The 15,625-nt window shown below is 70.8% G+C and carries 16 protein-coding genes; 8 read left to right on the forward strand and 8 right to left on the reverse strand.

The window, feature by feature from the left end:
* A partial coding sequence (locus B7P34_RS39220) for an alpha/beta fold hydrolase (RefSeq protein WP_286157429.1) occupies nt 1–2,865 on the forward strand: 2,865 nt, incomplete at its 5' end.
* Between the two features lie 32 nt (nt 2,866–2,897).
* Here B7P34_RS39220 and B7P34_RS00015 read toward each other — a convergent pair.
* The 5 genes from B7P34_RS00015 to B7P34_RS00035 form a co-directional block, all read right to left on the reverse strand.
* On the reverse strand, nt 2,898–3,491 hold the full coding sequence (locus B7P34_RS00015; RefSeq protein ID WP_106673652.1) for an ALF repeat-containing protein: 594 nt from the start codon (nt 3,489–3,491) through the stop codon (nt 2,898–2,900).
* Nucleotides 3,492–3,725: 234 nt separating this feature from the next.
* Complete coding sequence (locus tag B7P34_RS00020; RefSeq protein WP_106673928.1) at nt 3,726–4,349, reverse strand: TOPRIM nucleotidyl transferase/hydrolase domain-containing protein; 624 nt, start codon at nt 4,347–4,349, stop codon at nt 3,726–3,728.
* 145 nt (nt 4,350–4,494) lie between these two features.
* The gene (locus B7P34_RS00025) at nt 4,495–4,977 is read right to left on the reverse strand and encodes an SRPBCC family protein (RefSeq protein ID WP_223267322.1); all 483 of its coding nucleotides are present in this window, start codon (nt 4,975–4,977) and stop codon (nt 4,495–4,497) included.
* A 156-nt stretch (nt 4,978–5,133) separates the two neighbouring features.
* Nucleotides 5,134–5,889, reverse strand: coding sequence for an MBL fold metallo-hydrolase (locus B7P34_RS00030; protein ID WP_106673654.1), 756 nt, complete (start codon nt 5,887–5,889; stop codon nt 5,134–5,136).
* Nucleotides 5,890–5,955: 66 nt separating this feature from the next.
* The gene (locus B7P34_RS00035; protein WP_106673929.1) at nt 5,956–6,756 is read right to left on the reverse strand and encodes an alpha/beta fold hydrolase; all 801 of its coding nucleotides are present in this window, start codon (nt 6,754–6,756) and stop codon (nt 5,956–5,958) included.
* A gap of 288 nt (nt 6,757–7,044) precedes the next feature.
* Here B7P34_RS00035 and B7P34_RS00040 point away from each other — a divergent pair, with 288 nt between their 5' ends.
* From B7P34_RS00040 to B7P34_RS00050, 3 genes are all read left to right on the forward strand, one after another.
* Nucleotides 7,045–7,992: a GlxA family transcriptional regulator gene (locus B7P34_RS00040; protein WP_106673655.1), complete on the forward strand. Its 948-nt coding sequence runs from the start codon at nt 7,045–7,047 to the stop codon at nt 7,990–7,992.
* A gap of 163 nt (nt 7,993–8,155) precedes the next feature.
* Complete coding sequence (locus B7P34_RS00045) at nt 8,156–9,145, forward strand: phospholipase (protein ID WP_106673656.1); 990 nt, start codon at nt 8,156–8,158, stop codon at nt 9,143–9,145.
* A 162-nt stretch (nt 9,146–9,307) separates the two neighbouring features.
* Nucleotides 9,308–9,949 (forward strand): SMI1/KNR4 family protein, encoded by a 642-nt coding sequence (locus B7P34_RS00050; protein ID WP_223267323.1) that lies wholly within the window; start codon nt 9,308–9,310, stop codon nt 9,947–9,949.
* A 51-nt stretch (nt 9,950–10,000) separates the two neighbouring features.
* On the opposite strand, the gene B7P34_RS00055 is transcribed toward B7P34_RS00050, so the two are convergent.
* Complete coding sequence (locus B7P34_RS00055; protein ID WP_146166655.1) at nt 10,001–10,594, reverse strand: hypothetical protein; 594 nt, start codon at nt 10,592–10,594, stop codon at nt 10,001–10,003.
* 190 nt (nt 10,595–10,784) lie between these two features.
* Between B7P34_RS00055 and B7P34_RS00060 the strand changes: the two genes are divergently transcribed.
* Together B7P34_RS00060 and B7P34_RS00065 are read left to right on the forward strand one after the other, a co-directional pair.
* Nucleotides 10,785–11,615: an alpha/beta fold hydrolase gene (locus tag B7P34_RS00060; protein ID WP_106673659.1), complete on the forward strand. Its 831-nt coding sequence runs from the start codon at nt 10,785–10,787 to the stop codon at nt 11,613–11,615.
* 6 nt (nt 11,616–11,621) lie between these two features.
* The gene (locus B7P34_RS00065; RefSeq protein WP_106673660.1) at nt 11,622–12,887 is read left to right on the forward strand and encodes a hypothetical protein; all 1,266 of its coding nucleotides are present in this window, start codon (nt 11,622–11,624) and stop codon (nt 12,885–12,887) included.
* A gap of 94 nt (nt 12,888–12,981) precedes the next feature.
* On the opposite strand, the gene B7P34_RS00070 is transcribed toward B7P34_RS00065, so the two are convergent.
* Nucleotides 12,982–13,446, reverse strand: coding sequence for a MerR family transcriptional regulator (locus B7P34_RS00070; RefSeq protein ID WP_223267324.1), 465 nt, complete (start codon nt 13,444–13,446; stop codon nt 12,982–12,984).
* A 55-nt stretch (nt 13,447–13,501) separates the two neighbouring features.
* Between B7P34_RS00070 and B7P34_RS00075 the strand changes: the two genes are divergently transcribed.
* A complete protein-coding gene (locus B7P34_RS00075; protein WP_106673661.1) occupies nt 13,502–14,473 on the forward strand; it encodes an SDR family NAD(P)-dependent oxidoreductase in 972 nt (323 codons plus the stop codon).
* A 91-nt stretch (nt 14,474–14,564) separates the two neighbouring features.
* Here B7P34_RS00075 and B7P34_RS00080 read toward each other — a convergent pair whose 3' ends face one another.
* Complete coding sequence (locus tag B7P34_RS00080) at nt 14,565–14,948, reverse strand: hypothetical protein (RefSeq protein ID WP_106673662.1); 384 nt, start codon at nt 14,946–14,948, stop codon at nt 14,565–14,567.
* Nucleotides 14,949–15,074: 126 nt separating this feature from the next.
* On the opposite strand from B7P34_RS00080, the gene B7P34_RS00085 reads away from it, so the two are divergent.
* Nucleotides 15,075–15,551, forward strand: coding sequence for a GNAT family N-acetyltransferase (locus B7P34_RS00085; RefSeq protein WP_106673663.1), 477 nt, complete (start codon nt 15,075–15,077; stop codon nt 15,549–15,551).
* The last annotated feature ends 74 nt before the right edge of the window (nt 15,552–15,625 follow it).

Below are 15,625 nucleotides of genomic sequence, written 5' to 3' on the forward strand. Positions count from 1 at the left end.
GCCCTGACCCCCGACCCTGCGGTCCGCGCCCGCCGGCTGACCGGCACCGCCACCGCCGCGTGGCTCGGCGGCCGCCCGGGCCGGGCCCACTCGGCCCTCGCCGCGGCCCGCGAACTCGCCCGCGAGCCCCTGCTGCGAGCAGAGATCGCCCGGCTCGACGCCAGGTTCGAACTGTCCTCGGGCAACGCCGCCGAGGCCCTGCGCACGCTGCTGTCGGCAGCGGAAGCGGCCGGGGGCGGCGGTCCGGAGGAGCAAGCCCACGCGACCCGGCGGATCGTGCTCGCCTTGCTCGCCGACGCCGGCGAGGCCGCCTCGCTTGTCGGCGACACCGGGGCCGCGGTGCGCATCGGCCGCCGGGCGGCCACGGTGACGGCTCCGCCGGGGGTGCCGGAGGATACGGGCGACGCGTTCCTGCGCGACGTCTTGACGGGCATGGGCGCGCTCTACGACGGCGACGCCGACCGCGGCACGCACCTGCTGCGCAGGGCCTTGGCTGCTCTCCCAGATCTTCCGGAGCTTCCGGGGCTCCCGGAGCTTCCGGACTTTCTGGAGCCCCCGGATCTGCCGGGCGAGGACACCACCGCGTACGACGGTCCGGCTCATGACGGCTCCGGCCGCGATGCCGCGGCGTACGACGGCCACGGTTCCGTCAGCTCCACCCGCCCGGTCCCCGCCGGCCCCGGCTCTGCCCTGGAGAGCCCCGCCGCGCGGTTGCTGTGGGCGGCGGCCGCCGCCAGCTTGCTCGGGGAGAGCGATGCTGCTGCCCGCTACGGCGCCCGCGCCGGCCGTGTCGCCCGCGTCTCCGGCATGGTGGGGACGCTGCCCGTCGTCCTGGAGCACGCCGCCACGGCCGAGCGCATGAACAGCGGCTTCGCGCTCAGCGCCGCGCTGTCCGAGGAGGGGCTGGCCCTCGCCCGGGAGACCGGCCTCGACAACTCCGTGGCCGCCCACCTCGCCAACCTCGCGGTCTGCGCGGCCGTGCTCGGGCAGGAGGACGCGTGCCGGGCCCGCGCCCAGGAGGCGCTGGCCATTGCCATCCCGCACCGCCTGGGCCTGCGCGCCGGCGTGGCCTCGTACGCGCTCGGCCTGCTGGACCTGGGCCTCGGCCGCTTCGGCCAGGCCCACGAACGGCTCACCGCCCTCGCGTCCGCCGGACCCGGCGCGGGTCACCACATGGTGGTCTGGGGGTCGGCCGCCGACCGCGTGGAGGCGGCCGTCGCCGCCGGGGACCGCGCGGCGGCCGGCACCGCCGCGGAGTTCCTCGGGCAGTGGTCCGCCGAAGCGGCCTCGCCCCGCGCGCGGGCACTGGTGGCCCGCTGCCGGGCCCTGGTCGCCGACGACGCCGAGGCGCCCGGACTGTTCAGGAAGGCACTCGAACTCCTCGCCGCCGACGGTGACCAGGACGCCACCGCGTACGACCGGGCCCGCACGGAGCTGCTCCTGGGCGAGCGGCTGCGCCGGGACCGCCGCGTCGGCGAGGCACGGCCCCATCTGCGCCGAGCGGCGGAGGCGTTCCACCGCATGGGAGCGCTGCCGTGGGAGCGCCGTGCGCGGGGGGAGCTGCGAGCGGCCGGGGAGACGGCCGGCCCGAACGGCCCCGCGGCCCTCGACGGGCTCACCGCGCAAGAGCTGCGCATCGCCCGGCTCGTCGCCGAGGGCGTGAGCAACCGGGATGTCGCGGCCCGTCTCTTCCTCAGCCCGCGCACCGTCGAGTACCACCTGTACAAGGTGTATCCAAGCTCGGCATCAGCTCGCGGACCGAGCTGGCCCACCTGCTGCGGTGACGCCCGGTGCTCCCCCGGTGGAGTACCAGTGGTCCTACGGATGGCACCGGTGATCCCACCCGGCAGAGTTGTCCTCGTTCGCGGCACGAGCGGACGGGAAACGAACGGACCGGAGAACGGGGACGGTATGCCGGCGGAATCGAAGGCGTGGGAGACGGCAGTGACAGGACGCATGGTCGAGGCCAACGGCGTCGAGCTGTGGACGGAGGAGTTCGGCGACCCCGTGCACCCGCCGGTGCTGCTCATCGCCGGCTCGATGGCCCAAGGCCTGCTGTGGCCCGACGAGTTCGTGGGACGGATCGCGGCGGCCGGGTACCGGGTCGTGCGCTACGACCACCGGGACGTGGGCCGCTCGACCGCCCGCGATTTCGAGGAGCACCCGTACACCTGGGCCGATCTGAAGGACGACGCGCTCGGGCTGATGGACGCCCTGGGGCTCGCCTCGGCCCACCTCGTGGGCCACTCGGCGGGCGGGCTGATCGCGCAGTGGATCGCGGCCGACCACCCGGCCGCCGTCGCCAGCCTCACGGTGATCGGCTCCTCGCCCCTGGGCGCCCGCGAGGGGCAGGTGCTCATACGGGCCCTCATGGGCGAACCGCAGCCGGAGGGCGCCCTGCCCGAGCCGGAGCCGGAGTTCCTCGCCTTCCTCCGGAACGCCGCCGCCGGCCCGCCGCCCGCCACCCGGGCCGAGGCCGTCGACTTCCAGGTCGGAATGGCGCGCGTCCTCCACGGCCGGGAGGGCGCGGCCGACTTCGACGAGGACGCCCAGCGCCGCCTGGAGGAGCGGCTCCACGACCGCATGCGCGACCCCCGGACCGCGACCAACCACCGCCTCGCCGGGATGGCCGCCCCGGAGTTCGAGCCGGTGGGCGCCCTGGCCCGGGTGACCGCCCCCACGCTTGTCGTCGAGGGGACCGCCGAACCGGTCAAGCCCGGCCACGGCCGGCTCATCGCCCAGGAGATCGCCGGGGCCCGGCTGCTGATGGTCCCCGGAATGGGCCACAACCTCACGCCGAACGCGGCGGGGACGGTCGCGGACGCGCTCGTCGCACACCTGGCGGCGGCGCCGAGCGGCGTGTGAACCTATCCCCGGTAGCACGGTCAGCGGACAGGTCAGTGGACCTGGTACTGGCCGACTTCGAGGAACTGACGCACGGCCGCCGGACCGCCGTCGAGGGCCTTGCTGGCGGCCGTGCGGAACTTCTCGCTCGGGTTCTGGGCCATCAGGCGGAGGATGGCGAAACGATCGTCCTGCTCCTGGGCCTTCTCCCGGCCTGTCTCCAGGAAGTAACGCAGGCCCGCGGCGTTGCCGTCGAGGGCCTTGCTGGCGGCCTCCTTCACCGAGCGGCCGGGGTTCTTCCCCAGGATGGCCAGGACGGCGAAGCGATCGTCCTCCTCCTGCGCCGTGTACTGGGTCACCTGCAGGAACTCGATGAGGGCCTCGGCCGTGCCCTTGTTGAGGGCGCGGTTGCCGTAAAGCCGCATCGAGGAGCCCTCGGGGCTCTTGCCCATGAGAGAGAGGACCTCGACCCGCAGGTCGTCCATCGACATGTGCGAGTAGTCCTTCGCCGCCGGGGATGCGGAGGCGGTGGCGGATGCGACCGTTCCGCGTCCGGCGGCTCCGTCGGCCATGGCCGGGGAGGAGAGCAGAACGACCGGGGCCAGGACAGCTGCGACGGCAACGGCAGAAACGCGGACCGGCTTCATAAGGCGCACCTACTTCACAAGAAAGATCAACAATGCCCGGTCAGCCTAAACAGGCCCGGAGCAAGCATGATCGGTCATCCCCGTATGGGTTCCGTCAGGATTCGCGGCAGGAACGGATGGGCCGCGCAGCCGGCCGGGGAGCTGCTCGTCGGAACGGACGCGATACTGAAGGCCATCGATGAGATCGTGCAGGACCACCGCGCCGCTGCTGTCGCCACCGCGCCGGACCTTCGCTCAGAGGCTCGTGAGGAGATCGTCGAGCGGGGTCGGCACTTGTTCGAGGCCGAGGTCGAGGGCATCTACGAGGAGACGGCCGTAGCGGATCTTGCGGCCCTTCTTCGTACCGAGGAAGCGCCGCAACTGCTGGTGGCGGGCACGGCCGTGCTGTGCGGGCTGACGCAGGAAGGTCTGCCACGCACGGAGGTCGTCTTCGGCCCGGACGATCTCCTCGACCCTTGCCGTGCCCAGCGCGCGGATGAGCTCGTCCTCCAGGTCCCTCACGCATACGAAGAAGCCGCCGTGCGGTGCCCCTGCCCGCTTCAGTCCACGGGCGTAGAAACGCTGCTCGCCTTCGTCGCACAGCCCTGTCAGGCGGAGGCCGAGGCCGGGCGGCCCGAGGAGGCCGGCGTAGCGGCCGACGCTCATCGCCCCGCCCATCGGCACGACGCACACGCCCTCGGCGGCAAGGTCCCGTCCCCGCCGTGCGGCCAAGGCTTCGACGGCCGCGAGGTCGCTCGGCCCTTCCAGCAGCACCGCTGTCCGTACCCCCAGCTGCACAGCCAGTGCCCTCGCCGCGTCGCCGGGGCCGCCATTTGCCCAGCTGTCCACCGCGTCCCGGAATGCCCGCATGTCCGTCATGGAGCGAGTCTGCACGTCCACCGGCGGCACGGCACGGAATATTCGCCGGGGTCGACCGTCGCGGCCCGAGGCTCGCACTCGGCCCAGTGTGGGCATGGGCTCGCTCTACGACGGCGACGATCGGCGACTTCGGCCGGTTCGGCTATCACGTTCCGGAGACGAGCTCGGCCAGGTGGTGCAGCGAGTTGCTGAGATGCTCCGGGCCGAACGGCGGGAACTGGAGGTACTCCCGGATGGACTGCGGCACCGCCGACCAGTCGTAGGTGAGCGTGACCTCGGTCTCGGACGGGCCGAGCGGCGCAAGGTCGTAACGCCAGAACCAGCCGCCGAACTCCAGGTGACCGTCGTCCTTCTCCTCCCCCGTCAGCCAGCTGATGGCGCGCGGGGGGTCGATCACCTGGACCTGGTTGGCCACCTGGTAGTTACCGTTCGGATGGCCGGGGTGATACATGCCCATCCGGAAGACCTGCCCCGCCTCGGTCAGCGGCGCCCGGTCGACGGCTCTCTGAACCCATCCGGTGCCATCGATCGCGCAATGCGTCGTCGGGTCCGCCAGCACCGCGAACACCTTCGCGGCAGGCGCGGCGACAGTCAGCGTGGCGCTCACGTTCTCCTGGTCCACGTCCACCGTGTGCACGCTCCTCGTCATCGCGTCTCGGCTCACCTCATCTTGGGCCTTCCGCAGGCGCGGATGCGGGACGTTCCCACATGCGGACGGCACGGCGCGGCGGACCTCATCGGCGAGAAGGACCTCATCGGCGAGGCGGCCGTCGCGTACCCGAAGTCATGCCACGGCCGTTTCGTTGGTACGCAGACGTCCCCGGGCCGCGAGGCGGTCGAGCCGTTGCTGCTCGGCGGCCGCCCAGCGGCCCACGCGGCCGGGGTCGAGGGGCGCGCCGTGGCCGACGTGGAGCTTGGTGGGGCCGAGGGCCGGCATCTCGCGCAGGCTCGCCAGGTTGCCGAGCCGGTCGTCGTGGAAGGGCGGGTTGGCGGGCCGTCCCTTGACGAAGCCCAGCAACGGGGTGGCCACGAGGTCCCCGGCCACCAGGTCGCCGTTGTCGGTGAGGACGGAGACGGAGCCGGCGGTGTGGCCCGGAGTGGGCATGATGCGGGCCGCGACACCGAAGTCCGACAGGTGGGTCTCGCCACGGATGAGTACGTCCGGTTCGAACGGCTCGGCGGTTTCGCGGGCCTTCGAGGTGCGGGCGAAGAACCGTCCGAACAGTCCTGTGGGCAGGTACGGCTGACCGGCCCGGCCCGCTCGGTAGGCGCCGAGGTCGGCGATGTGGGCGGCTATCGGTGCGCCGGTCAGCCGGCTGAGTTCTGCGGCGGAGCCGAAGTGGTCGATGTGCCCGTGGGTGATGACGATCAGTCGGACGTCCGTGGGGTCCACGCCGTGCGCGGCGACTTGACGGTGAATCAGCCGACCGCTGCCGGGTGTTCCGGCGTCGACGATGATCGGGTGCCTGCCCAGCAGCAGGTAGGCGTTGACGGCGTGCCGGCCGAGCACGGGAAGGGCGATGACCTTGGTGGGGGACATGGAGGCAACTCCTCAAGAGGCGTGGGGCGGGGCGGACGCGCGGCGGGAGAACCGTGAGGACGCCGCCTACAACCGGGCGACGAACGCGCCGATGTGCGTTGCCACCTGGTCGGGCACCTCAAGGGGCGAGAGGTGCCCGGTGTCCTCGAGGACGGTCAGCGAGGCGGTCGGGATGAGCGGCAGCAGGTGGTCGGCGAGCACGGCCGGCGGGTCGACCTTGTCGTGGCTGCCCGCGAGAACCAGCACCGGCACGTCGATGGCTCCGATGCCGGCCGACACGTCCTGGACCAGGCCCCGGCGCGGCCACGCGAGGCGGGCCTGGTCGTCGCCGCGCAGACTGTCCTCGACCACCTGCCGGCGCAGCTCGGGAGACAGCCCGCCGTGGGTCAGCATCAGGTCGATGCTTCGAAGAACCGCCTCTTCGTTGTCGTAGGCGTGGGAAACCGCCTCCTGCACCTGCTCGGTCACCCCGGCCGGCGCGGGCGGCGCGGGTGCCACGAGGACGACTCCGGCCAGGCCCTCGGGCCGGCGCGCGGCCAGCATCTGAGCCACCTTGCCGCCCATGGAATGTCCGACGAGCACATGGCGGGAGCATCCGAGCGCGTCGATGACCCGCTGCGCGTCGTCCGCGAGCTGCTCCAGGTCATGAGGTCCCGGCACGCCCGCGGAGTCGCCCCATCCGCGCTGGTCGTAGGCCACGAAGCCCTGCCCGGGGGCCAGCCGCTCCAGCACCGGGACCCAGGTGCGCCGTGAGCCTCCCCAGTAGTGCAGGAAGATCAGCGCCGGGCCGTCACCCTCGCGGACGTGGGCGTACACCCGGCCACCCTGCACGTCGATGAAGCGGCCCACCACATGTTGCGAAGTCATCGTCAGTTCCTCGTCCACGGCCGGGGCCCGGACCGCTCCACCGATGTGTGGAGCTGGTTGTCCCCGCGCTCGGGATCCGATTCTTCTCCAGACCCGTCCTTTCAGGACACGGCTCATCTGCCGGCGTGCGCATTTTTCGGGCCAAGGTTGGTGTGGATGGACCGCCCTGCTCCGGCCGCACAAACCGCGGCCTGAGCAGGGGATTTGTCGAGGTCCACCCAAGGCACCGACGGACAGGGCAGGTACCGGCCCTCCCGGCGAATGAGTGTCGGCCATAACATTGCGGCCATGAACAAGCACCGCGTCGCGGTTCTGGCGGTGGACGGCGTGCTGCCCATAGATCTGGGAATCCCCACCCAGATCTTCAACGCCCGTCCGAACACCCCTTACGAGCTCACCGTGTGCGGAGACACCGAGGGGGCCGTGACCACCAGCGCCGGATTCACCCTCGGGCTGACGGCGGGACTCGAAGCGCTCGCCGAAGCGGACACGGTCATCGTCCCGGGCTTCGAGGACTACCGGCGGCCCCCGCACCCACGGGTGAGGGCCGCTCTCAAGCTCGCCGGCCGCGCCGGGATCCGCATCGCCTCGATCTGCACGGGCGCTTTCGCCGTCGCCGCGGCCGGGCTGCTCGACGGCCGCACCGTCACCACCCACTGGGCCAGCGCGGATGACCTCGAAGAGCTCTACCCTCTGCTGCGCGTCGACCGGAACGTCCTCTACATCGACAACGACACCATCCTGACGTCCGCGGGCGTCACCGCCGGCATCGACCTGTGTCTGCACCTGGTCCGTAAAGACCTCGGCGCAGCCGTCGCGAACGACATCGCCAGGGAAATCGTCGCTTCCCCGCACCGTGCCGGCGGACAGGCCCAATACATCACGAGGAGCCTCCCCGCCCCCAGGGCCACCACGCTCGCCGGCACCCGGGAGTGGGCCCTGCGCGGCCTCGAAGGGGACCTCACCATCCCCGAGCTCGCCGGCCACGCCGGCGTCTCGCCACGCACCCTGACCCGTCTATGGCGCCAGGAGACCGGCGTCAGCCCGCACCAATGGCTCCTGACCGCCCGCATCAACCGCGCGCGAGAACTCCTGGAGACCACCGACCTCCAGGTGGAACAGATCGCCACCCGGTGCGGCCTCGGCAGCGGTGCCAACATGCGTGCCCGGTTCCGTGACGCCGTCGGCATTCCGCCTACGACGTACCGCCGCGCGTTCCAGCACGGGGCTCCCTGACGGTGGGGTCGGGCGGGGCGTCACGGAGTTCGCCTACGCCGGTCGCCTTGCGCTAAGTGCATCCCTGCCCGGATTACATTCATCACCCATTTATCATATGTCAAGGCGTAGTTGATGAGATCGGCATTCCGCTTCAGGACAGCGACACGAAGGAGTAACTGTCTTGATCACTCATCTTCGACGTGGTGCCGGCCCGCGGAGGGCACTGGCGCTGTTAGCGGCACTGTGCGGGATCATCGGGGTCACCGCGCTCAGTACGACCCCGGCGGCCGCGGCCGATCAGCGTCAGGCGATCTACGCGATAGCGCACCGGGTCGACACCCTCGACGGCGTCGACGCCGCGCTCAACCACGGCGCCAACGCCATCGAGATCGACGTCTGTGCCTGGTGGAACCCGAACGAATGGCGCGCCTACCACGACTGCTCCTCGGCCGGTGAGAACCGGCTGGGCCCCAGCTTCGACAGCATGATCGACCGCATTCTCTCCAACGCCGGGGCGGGGCGCCGGCTGTCGCTGGTCTGGCTGGACATCAAGGACCCGAACTACTGCGGAGAAGCGCCGAACCGTACGTGCAGCGTCGCCGGACTGCGCGACAAGGCGCAGCGGCTGACGGCCGCCGGAATCCAAGTGCTCTACGGTTTCTACGAGTACCACGGCGGCAGCACTCCGGACGTCGGCGGCAGGGGCTGGAAGAGCCTGGAAGGCAAGCTCGGCAAACTGGAGGGCATCACGACGACCGGGACCCGCGATCAGGTGCTGGGCGCCTTCAACCGGTCCGGTTCCGGATTCCCGAACGGTCGCCGGGCGATGGACTACGGCGACAGCGACATCACCAAGGGATTCGGCAACTGCACGGAGGCCGGCTACAACACGTGCGCGGAACTGAAGAAGGGCGCCGCGGACCGCGCCGCCGGACGGCTCGCCGCCACGCTGTCCTGGACGACCACCTACAACGACCCGTGGTACGTCGACAAACTCCTGGGCGACGCGCGCGTGGACGGCATCATCGCCGGCTACGGCGCCTTCACCGGAGTGCGCGAGTACGACAACAGCTGGCAGTGCGCCAACGCCGTCAAACTCGTCCGTGACTGGGTGAACCGCCACGGGGCCACCCACCGCATGGCCACCAGCAGCGACCGCTTGTTCAAGTAGCAGATTGTTCAAGCAGCAGAACCGCCGGGCCGGATCCGTAGCGGCCCGCGCTCCATACCCCCCTCAAGCCGTCGGCCGGAACCCCGGCCGGCGGCCTTTCCGGCGCCTTCCCCGGCCGGACCGGCCTGCCTTTTGTCAATGCCGTATAGCAGAATCGCGTCCATGTCGTCCTCGGATACCTCTGTACGGTCCTCTTGGGCCCGCATCGACGCCTGGCTGCGTGCTCAGGCACCGGCAACGTTCGCCGTGCTGGCCGGCCCCGCCGACCTGGACGGCATCGAGGCGGCACAGACGGAGATGGGAGTGCGGTTTCCTTCCGACCTGCTGGACTCCCTTGCCTGCCACGACGGAGTCACGAGCTCGAAGACGATCCTCCCGGTCCAGTCGCCGCTGTCGGTCAAGCGGATCGCCGAGTTCTGGAGCCTGAACGAGAGCATCGCGGGTTCGGACCGGGACCTGCGCGAAGCGAACGAGGACGAGGGCGAGGACGAACCGTGGTGGCACCGGGACTGGATTCCGTGGGCGGCCAGTGACGGGGACGCTCAGGTCATCGACGTGCGAGACGGTGCCCACTGGGGTCGGCTGGGGACGACCGCCCACGACGGAACCGGCTGCCTCCGCGATGGATGGCCGTCGTTGGCGGCGTATCTGTGTGAGGTCGCCGACGCGCTGGAATTCGGCGGTGATGTCTACGGGCTGGTTCCCTACCTGCTGCCCGGCGGGGAGCTGTGGTGGGACCTTCCCGGGGAAACACGGCTCAACGGAGCCAAACTGACCCCGGCACCCACCACGCACGTCCGCTGAATGTCTCCCAAGGATGCCTTGATGCGCAAGGAATCGCGTTAGCGGTTGCCGCTAAAGGATCGTCAGGGTCGTCACTCCGGTGGTGCCGGTGAGACCGTCGCCAAGGCACTGCAAGGCGCTCGGCTGGGGCAGGGGGATGACCTGGAGCAGGCTGTGGCCCTGGAAGCGGCCGTCGGTGACCGTGCCGGTGACCGGGGTGACCACCTGGCCCACTACCGCTGTGCTGCTGCCACTGATGTCGGCAGTGCTGGAGTCACTGCTGTGCCGTGGGCCGGCGTCATCGGTGCTCCGATCGGTGTTCCAGGTGTAGGTCCGGCGGGACCGGAACCCTTCCAGAAGGTTGTTGCATCCCGTGACCAGCGTGATCTCCTCGTGGTACCCACCGCTCTTCACCGTGCCGTCACCACCGGCGCAGGAGGCGAAGCGCCCGTCGACCGTGATGTGGATGGGGCGGGCCCGGAGGATGATCCCCGGTTGGTAGCTGACGGATTCGGTGCCCTGGCACTGCAACAGGCCGGGATCCCGGGGGTCGGCGGATGCCGGAGCCGGGGCGGCCACGCCGAACAGTACGGTGGCCGCCAGGGCGACCGCCCGCAGCCGCTTCCCGCCGACCGCCACCGCGGCTCTCCTCACACTGAGCACCATGGGGCAATCGATGCCCCAGCCCTACAGCCCGCAGACAGGCGCGCCGGAGCGACGAGCGGTGCCCCGGTCCGCGGGCCCCGCGTGCGCCCCGGGCCGCACGCCTACCCGCGCCGGCCGTGCCAGGCGTAGTCTCGTGCCGCCCTTCGGCATCCCCAGGGCCCGCGCCGGAGGGAGCTGGAGAGAAGGAGAAATGAACACGGTGGAGAGCGGCACACTGGCCGTGCCGGGCGCAAGGCTTTACTTCGAAGTACGCGGCACCGGACCGCTGCTGCTGCTCATTCCGGGCGGCGCCTCCGACGCCGAGGTCTTCCGGGATCTGGCCGACGAGCTCGCACCCTGCCACCGCGTCGTCACGTACGACCCACGCGGTATCTCTCGCAGCACCCTCAACGGGCCGCCGGCCGAACCGTGGCTCGGCACCCAGGCCGACGACGCCGCCCGTCTGCTCGCTCACCTCACCCGGGCCGGCGAGGCAACGGCCGGCGAGGCAACGGTGCGGGTGTTCGGCAGTTGCGCAGGGGGCCTGATCGCCCTGGAGCTCTTGGTCCGTGATCCGCAGAGGGTCCGGCTGGTGGTCGTCCACGAGCCACCTGCCATGGGGCTGTTGCCGGACGCGGCACGGCACGCTGTGTTCTTCGAGGAGGTGTACGCGACGTTCCGCAGAGAAGGCGTCCCGGCAGCTCTGGACAGGCTCCGGGTCATCTTCAGCGGCAGACCCTCCCCACCGCTCCCCGAAGCAGCCGACAACAGTGTGTACTTCCTCTCCCACGTGCTGCTGCCGTCCACCCGCTGCGTGCCCGACGTCACCGCCCTGGCGGTCGTGGCGGACCGGGTCGTCCCGGCCGGGGGCGAGGGATCGCGCACCCACGACGTGCACCGGCCGGTGACGGTCCTCGCGCAACAGCTCGGCCGGGAAGTGACGGAGTTCCCCGGCGGGCACGCAGGCTACGCCACGCAGCCCGCCCCCTTCGCCGCGCAGCTCGCGGCAGTCCTGGCCGGCGCGCAACCTGCTCTCGGCTGAAGCGTCATGCGCATCCTGATGGGCGCCCAGAACTGCGGCTTCGGCCCGGCCTCCGTACTCGTCGCCGTCTCCCGGCTGCTCCCAGGACACGAGCGGGTGTTCGTAGGAGACGGGATCGCGGCGGAGTTCGCCCGCCGCAACGCCACCGCCTTCGACGGCGTCCACGAACTCACCGATCCGTACGGAAACGGAGCCGCGCTCCTCGACCGGCTGCTGGAGAACAGCGACCAGGTCGTCTCCGTGATGGACGCCGACCTCGTCCTGCGCTCCGTTGCGGCGGCGCGGCCGGTGGTCCTGGTGGACTGTCTGTTCGGCTTCTGGCAGCACCACCGTCACTCCCCGGGGCGGATCCACGAGCTGTGCGCGACCCTTCCCCGTACCTCTTTCACGGCCGTACGCCACCACCTGGCCGGCCTCTCGCCGCACGAACGCATCCTCGCCGCCCACCTGCTGGCCGACCACAATGTGGTCCAGAACTTCCCCGGCGTTTCACGGCGCATGGCCGAGTTCACCGGCGCCGGTGCGGGCGGTGCGATGCATCTGTCCGGTCCGCTCGTCGACCTGGAGGGACTGCGGGAGGCGAGAGGAGACGAACCCTCCGTCGGCGGGCCGGACTACGACCTGCTGATCAACACCGGCGGTTTCAAGAACTTCCTCCTGGACTTCGAGGCGAACAACGACTACCTGCAGCTCATCGACCGCTGGATCCCGGACCTCCTCGCCGACTGGCCACGGTTCAGGCGCGTCCTGATCTGCGGCGGCGCGTACGCCGGACACCGCGGCGGCACCCACCGGATGTCCGGACGACGGATCGACCGCCGGTTCCTGCCCCAGCGCGCACTGCTGCCGCAGGTGGCGAGAACTCCGCACAGCCTCATCGCGCCGGGCCTGTCGGTGCTGAACGAAGCCACCCTCCTGGGGCGTCTGCCCTTGGGGCTCCACGAGCAGCACTACGCGCACACTTACACCATCCGGAACCTCGCGGACACCCTCTTCGGGCGCCTGGCCGCCCGGTTCGCCGACGTCCTGCCCGGCCACGCGCTGCCCGAGGACGACTACGCCGGCACCGCGGCCCTGGTGAGCATCGCAGGCCGGATCCTCAAGGACGACGACCTCTACGCGCGCTTCCGCAGCGCCTTGAACGAACGCCTCGAGCAGTACCTCTTCCTCACGCCGGAACAACGGCGCGGGGGAGTGGCGGAACTGCGCCGCCTCCTCGACGGCCCTCCCGCGTCCTCGGTGATCGCCTCGATCCTCACGGCGGCCGCATGACCGGACGGCATCGGCGTCGGTGCCACCAGTGAGGTGAACACGCCCGTGGTTGCGGCTGCGAGAGCGAAGTCCGTCGTCGTTTCAGGCCGTCGGGTCAGGCCGTCGGGTCCCAGAGGCCGCCGGCTTCGCCGCGGGCGAGGTGTTCGGCGTAGACGCCGACCTTCCAGGTGATGACGGAACGGCACTCCTCCAGTGCCCGGATCTGCGCGTCGACGCGCTGCCGGTGGGTGTCGAGGAGCTGCAGGCGTTCCGCCTCATTGCCCGGACCGCGCCGCACCAGCTCGGCGAACTGCTTGAGGTCGGCCAGGGGCATGCCGGACTCACGCAGCTTGACGCAGATCTGAAGCCACTCGACGTCGAACGCGGTGTACCGCCTCCGGCCGCCGGACGTGCGCTGGACCGGTCCGGCCAGCAGGCCCTGGCGCTCGTAGAAGCGCAGGGCGTGCACGCTGAGTCCGGTCTGCTCGGCCACGTCGCCGATGCTCAGTGGCTCCGCAGAGGGCTTGGTGGTCGTCATGCCGGCGGTGGTCGAGGCCATACCGGCGGTGGTCGGGGTCATGCCGCCCAGTCTAGGACTTGATCTAGACCTCGCTCTAGATCGTAACGTCGCCGGCATGACCAGCACTGACCAGCAGCCGCTCGGCTCGCCCTTCTCCGCCGCCAGCACCGCCACCGACGTCATGGCCGGCCTCGACCTCTCCAGCACGAGCGCCGTCGTGACCGGGGGCTACTCCGGGCTCGGCCTGGAAACCACCCGGGCGCTGGCGGCCGCCGGGGCCCGGGTCGTCGTCCCGGCACGCCGGCCCGGCATCGCCCGTACTGCGCTCGCGGATGTGGAAGGCTGCGACATCATCCCCATGGATCTGGCGGACCCCGGAAGCGTGCGCGCCGCCGCCGTACGGATCAGCGACTCCCTCAGCAGGCTCGACCTGCTCATGGCCGTCGCCGGCGTCATGGCCACACCGGAGCGGCGTGTCGGACCCGGCTGGGAGAGCCAGCTCGCCGCCAATCACTTCGGACACTTCACCCTCGCGTGCGAGCTCTACCCGCTCCTCGCCGCGGCCAACGGCGCGCGCGTCGTCGTCAACAGCTCCGCGGGACACACCCTGACCGGCATCCGCTGGCACGACCCCCACTTCCGCACCGGCTACGACAGGTGGCTGGCCTACGGCCAGGCCAAGACCGCCAACGCCCTCTTCGCCGTGCAGCTCGACGCCCTCGGACGCGACGACGGCGTCCGGGCGTTCGCCCTCCACCCCGGCAAGATCATCACCGGCCTTCAGCGGGAGATGACGCTCCACGAACAGATGGAACGCGGATGGGTGGACGCGCACGGCAACGTGATCGGCGCCGGCTTCAAGACGCCCTCCCAGGGCGCCGCCACCGGCCTGTGGGCAGCCACGTCCCCGCTCCTCCACGACCGGGGCGGCCTCTACCTCGAAGACTGCGACGTCGCGCCCGTCTCCGCCCCCGGCACTCCCATGGACGACGGCGGCGTCCGCGCCTACGCCATCGACCCCGACGCGGCCGCACGGCTGTGGGAACTGTCCGTCACTGCGACCGGCGCCACCCCGATCCCCCGATAGCCCCGCACCGGGCACGGGCTGAGCCACATGCATTGCGTGGTGGTCGTTTTCTGACCCGGGGGGGCGATGCTGCGGGCGCGCTCAAGGGTGGTCAGCCGAAAACGAGCTCGACGTCCTTGTCCAGGCAGAACCTCATGACGGTGGCCAACTGGCGGAGGTCATCGATGCGCCGTTGGAGAACCGGGTCGCTGCCATCGTGTTGCTGTTGGCCGAGGACCGCTTCCAAACGGGGCAGCATGGCCGCGCACTCAGCGGGCGTGAGGTCCGGGCCGTCGTCGTCCGGATGGTGGAGCAGCGGTTCCAGGGTGGTGGAGACGCTGCTCCACGAGCGGTCTCCGCCAAAGCCGTGCATGTCAGAGAGGGTGAATCCCTCGGCCTGGGCCAGCCACTCCCTGAATATGTTGAAGCCGCTGTAGGACCACGAAATGTCCGGGCTGGTCACGTCATCGTCTCCGGGGAACAGTACGAGCCCCATCTTGTCTCCTTGTTCACCCCAGCGCTCAGGATTGGTCGCGGGGCTCGTTGTTTTGGTTGCACCTGGGCCTGGAAGGCTCCCCGGGGGCTGAAGTCCGCCCGTGAGAGGCCGGTTAGAGTCTGCGCCATGTCTGCTGTCACCGAGCCCCTGCCCGCTCATACCTTGCGTCCCGCGACCCGTGCCGACCTGCCTACCGTACTGGCCCTGCTCGCCGACGAGGACCAGGTGGTCGACCCGGCCACCGTCGTGGTGACGGAGGCGTATGAGCGCGCCTTCGCGGCGATCGACACGGACCCGCGCAACGAGATGCTGGTCCTGGTGGAGGACGGCGGCATCGTGGTGGGGTGCCTGCAGGTGACGTACATCCCTGGACTTGGCAAGGGTGGCGCCGAGCGCGCCCTCATCGAGGCGGTGCGGATCCGTGCAGACCGGCGTGGGGATGGGCTCGGCCGGACCTTGATGGCGCACGCGGTCACGAGGGCACGCTCGCGTGGCTGCGCGCTGGTCCAGCTGACCAGCAACAAGCAGCGTGAGGACGCGCACCGCTTCTACGCGGCACTGGGCTTCGCACGCAGCCATGAAGGGTTCAAGCTCGCGCTGTAAGAGCGTTCGCCTGCCCTCATGCGGACCGGAGACTGCGGAGCCCGATTCCTCTCCTCTCTTTGCAGAGTTCGGCG

Source organism: Streptosporangium nondiastaticum (assembly GCF_003011965.1).
Taxonomy (GTDB): domain Bacteria; phylum Actinomycetota; class Actinomycetes; order Streptomycetales; family Streptomycetaceae; genus Streptomyces; species Streptomyces nondiastaticus.